The sequence below is a fragment of the Streptomyces kanasensis genome (assembly GCF_043077165.1).
GTDB lineage: Bacteria > Actinomycetota > Actinomycetes > Streptomycetales > Streptomycetaceae > Streptomyces > Streptomyces changanensis.
Genome location: NZ_JBIBSF010000025.1, coordinates 1 through 3,404, shown reverse-complemented (window position 1 = coordinate 3,404; position 3,404 = coordinate 1). Strand labels below are relative to the sequence as shown.

The following is a 3,404-nucleotide window of genomic DNA, read 5'->3' as shown; positions in this document are numbered from 1 at the left end:
CCCGCGCGCAGCGCGGGCCGCAATAAGGAGGGCCCCCAGGGCCCGACGACTGCGGCGCACGGCCGGATCGCACCAAAGGTGCGATGCCCACCCACAGGCGGCCACGCCGCGGGCAACCACCCGCACCTTCATCACCGGCCCGCACGCCGCGGGACAACCCCGCGATGCCCCCGGGGCCTGTCGCCTTTCCACCTGGGCGGTCCAGCGCGCCCTGGGCGCTGGCGAGGAGCCCCCAGTATCCGGCCGAGGGACGGGTGCCGTACGACGGTGTTGCGCACCGGCCGCACCTTCACGGCGAGGCCGGCGCCCACGCGGCCGCGCCCCGACGGCGCACCGCGCCCCCGCCCGGCCACCCCCAGCCAGCCGCCGCCCACCGCGCGAGCGGCCGGAGCGGACCAGGACGACGGGCGGGGGGCGACTGCTGCCACCCCCCGAGCGGAACGGCTTAGGAGGTGAGCCTGCGCCGCCCGCCAGAACCGACGCGCGTCCCCCCGAGGTCTGCGGCGTTCCCGGCGCGTTCGCCAGCGCCGAAACCGGACCCGGCCAGCGACCGCGTCACCTTCTGGGCCTTCGGGTACGCCTTGCGATAGCTGGCCAGAACCACGCTCGCCCGGTCAGCGAGCACTAGCTCTGCGGATCGGCCGCGCGCCCCGTCGGTGGCCTCATCGCGAGCCCTCGCCTCCGCTGCTTCGAGCCGGTTCTCAACGGCCTTGGAGAAGCCCATCAGCCACGTCTTTCGGTATGCAGTGACGGACTCCCCCCACATCGGGCGGCCGTTCCGCATTCCGTTGAACGCCTGGAGGAGCAGGCTGGTGAACAGCATTTCCGCGCGCTGGATGTCGGCCTCGTAGCCGAATACATGAACCTCGGCCGCCGGCCTTCCATTCGGCCCCCGGAGCCGGATGCCCTGAAGATTGAGGGGCCGAAGAATGGAGTGCAGGAGGTTGATTCGGTCGACGACATAGTTTCCTTCGACGTGGATCACACGGTCTGCCGGTCGATCGGTGCCGGGGTTCGCGTCGGCCAGCATGGCCTGCTCGATCCCGTATTTGGCCATCAGCTCAGCAGCCTTCGCGAAGTACGCCTCAGCCTCTTCACGGCTAGCCGCCCGGTCTTCGGCCTTCGCGAGCAAGGTGCGAATCTTCGCAAGCTGAGGGTTCGTTTCCTGGGTCATTGCCTGCCTTCGGTATGGGTTTCGAGTGGTTTTCGTTGTCCGGGGTGCCACCCCCTTCTAACAAGCTCTATATTACCAGTACTGGACCGGATGACCAAGCCGGAAAGGGGCTCTGACCAGGGTTTTTCCTTGGAAGTTCCATGATCTTTTAGCGGGCGTCCGGGCCCCGCCGACCCCCCTCCTTGCCAGCCGCTTATCCCTCCCCCGGCCCCAGGCAGGCCCACACCCTTCGACGTCGCGCAGCTCCTCCTCGACCTCAGCCGCCCGCGGTCACCACGACGGCGCTGGAACCCGGGCTCCGACCGCACCACCAACCCCGCCGGGGGAGGGCGAGGGGGCGGCGCCAGAGCGCCCCTCGCAACCCGGCCAGAGGCCGGGTGCCGGAGCACGGCCCCGCGCACCCGCCCGGCTCCCCACGGCGGGGCCGGCGCCCACATCGCCGCGCCCCGACCGCGCCCCGCGCCGGGCCCGGCCACCCCCGGCCGGCCGCCGCCCTGGCGCTGCACGGGCTGGTTCCGCACCCGGGGCGTTGCCCCCGGGTGCGGCAGAGAATGTCAGCCGGTGGGCGCGGGGTAGGTCGCGCGGCATGTGACGCCGTAGGTGCTCTCCGGGACCTTGTGGCTGTATCGGCTGGTGGGCGCGAAGTCGTACGAGCAGTAGTTGCTCCACATGCTGCCGGGCCAGTAGACGCGGGCCATCGGCACCCCGGCCCAGTGGTGGAACCACAGTTCCAGCACGACACCGGTCGCGTAGCTGCCCTCGGTAGTGACGGTGTCGCCGACGGCGAAGCCGAACACGGCGCGCTCGCGGGCGACGGCCACCGGGTCGACCAGACGCATGGCGACCTCTTCGGAGCGTCCGTTGGCCCAGCATCCCGACCACGCCACGGTGAACGCGTCGCCCTCGACGGAGGTGACGGTGCCGCGCTGGATGACGGGGCGTGCCTTCCCTACCTTGTCGCGGTCGTCGTCGTGCATCGGGTCGTAGATGAACGTGCGCTCCACCCGGTCGCCGGGGCGGTATCCGCCCGAGCGATCGGCGTAGGTGTCGCCGGGAATGTACTCGCGGGGGATGATCAGCACCGTTTCCTCGTCGTGCCACACGTCCGACTGCCCGTCCAGGGCGATGTATCCGTTCAGCGCGGCGGGCAGGGCGGGGAAGCACGCGACGCTTTGCATGAGGGTGTCGAGACGGTTCGGGTTCAGGGGGCGCTCGAACTCGCCGAGCACCCAGTCGCCGGGGCGAACGTCGGCGATCGGACACAGACGGACCCCGCCCATGTCGGTACCGGTCGGGGGCTGGCGGTACAGGGCATCGGCGGGACGGTTGGTGACGATCAGCGGGTAGAACGCGGCATCGATGACGGCCATGGTGACCTCCGTATGGCTCGGGTTTCGAGGGGGGCCGGGGCGGCGGTGCCATCCGCCGCCCCGGGGGGGTAGGGGACTTGTCAGCCGTTGAAAATCTCGTTCAGCTTCTTGGTCGCGTGGATGATTCGCCCCTGCTTGTCGATTCGGTAGATGTCGAATTCGGCACGGACGTAAAGGGCGATGTCGTGGGCGCAGTACCACTTGCGCTCGCCGGAGACCTGTACGAAATACTTGCCGGAAAGGTGGCATCCCTTCGTGGTGCTGAATTCGCAGCGCGGGCGACGGACCAGCGAAACGCGCTCCCGCTTCAGGAGCACAAGGGCGTCAGTCCAGACGTTGCGCTTGCACGAGCGGCAGATGCGCATTCCCCATTCCACGCCATCGGCGCGCGCGTCCTCGTACGAGGCGTAATACTCGTCGGCCACGACGTATTCACACACCTTGTTGGCGCAGTCCCAGTTGGCGCATCCCTCGGTCCAGTAACCGGGCGTCGTCGCGGCCTTCTCGCGGAGCTGCTTCGCGATCTGGGCGGTGGTGAGCGTCGCGGTCATGTCGTCTGCCTCCGGTGTGAGTTTCGAGTGGTTCTCGTTGTCCGGGGTGCCACCCCCTTCCAACAAGCTCTATATTACCAGTGTTGGACCGGATCACCAAGCCGAGAAGGGGGTCTGACCAGGGTTTTTCCCGGAAGTTCCATGATCTTTTAGCAGGCGTCCGGGCCTCCGCCGACCCCCCTCCCAGCCAGCCGTCTTTCCCTCCCCCGGCCCGGGGCCGGCCCGCACCCTTCGACGTCGCGCAGCTCCTCCAGGCCCTCCTCGACCTCAGCCCCTCACCCCGGCCACCACGGCGCCGGCGGACGACGA

General features: G+C 69.4%; 3 protein-coding genes. All 3 read right to left on the bottom strand.

Annotated features, from left to right (window positions below):
• Positions 1 to 445: 445 nt before the first annotated feature.
• Positions 446 to 1,174: a DUF2786 domain-containing protein gene (locus ACF053_RS30200; RefSeq protein ID WP_391956939.1), complete on the bottom strand. Its 729-nt coding sequence runs from the start codon at positions 1,172 to 1,174 to the stop codon at positions 446 to 448.
• A 554-nt stretch (positions 1,175 to 1,728) separates the two neighbouring features.
• The gene (locus ACF053_RS30195; RefSeq protein WP_391956938.1) at positions 1,729 to 2,544 is read right to left on the bottom strand and encodes a hypothetical protein; all 816 of its coding nucleotides are present in this window, start codon (positions 2,542 to 2,544) and stop codon (positions 1,729 to 1,731) included.
• A gap of 80 nt (positions 2,545 to 2,624) precedes the next feature.
• Entirely contained in the window at positions 2,625 to 3,095 is a 471-nt protein-coding gene (locus ACF053_RS30190; RefSeq protein ID WP_391956937.1) for a hypothetical protein, read from the bottom strand.
• Positions 3,096 to 3,404: the final 309 nt, after the last annotated feature.

Coding starts and splice junctions, on each gene's coding strand:
- ACF053_RS30195 (WP_391956938.1), bottom strand. CDS start 2,544: ATGGCCGTCATCGATGCCGCGTTCTACCCGCTGATCGTCACCAACCGT.
- ACF053_RS30190 (WP_391956937.1), bottom strand. CDS start 3,095: ATGACCGCGACGCTCACCACCGCCCAGATCGCGAAGCAGCTCCGCGAG.
- ACF053_RS30200 (WP_391956939.1), bottom strand. CDS start 1,174: ATGACCCAGGAAACGAACCCTCAGCTTGCGAAGATTCGCACCTTGCTC.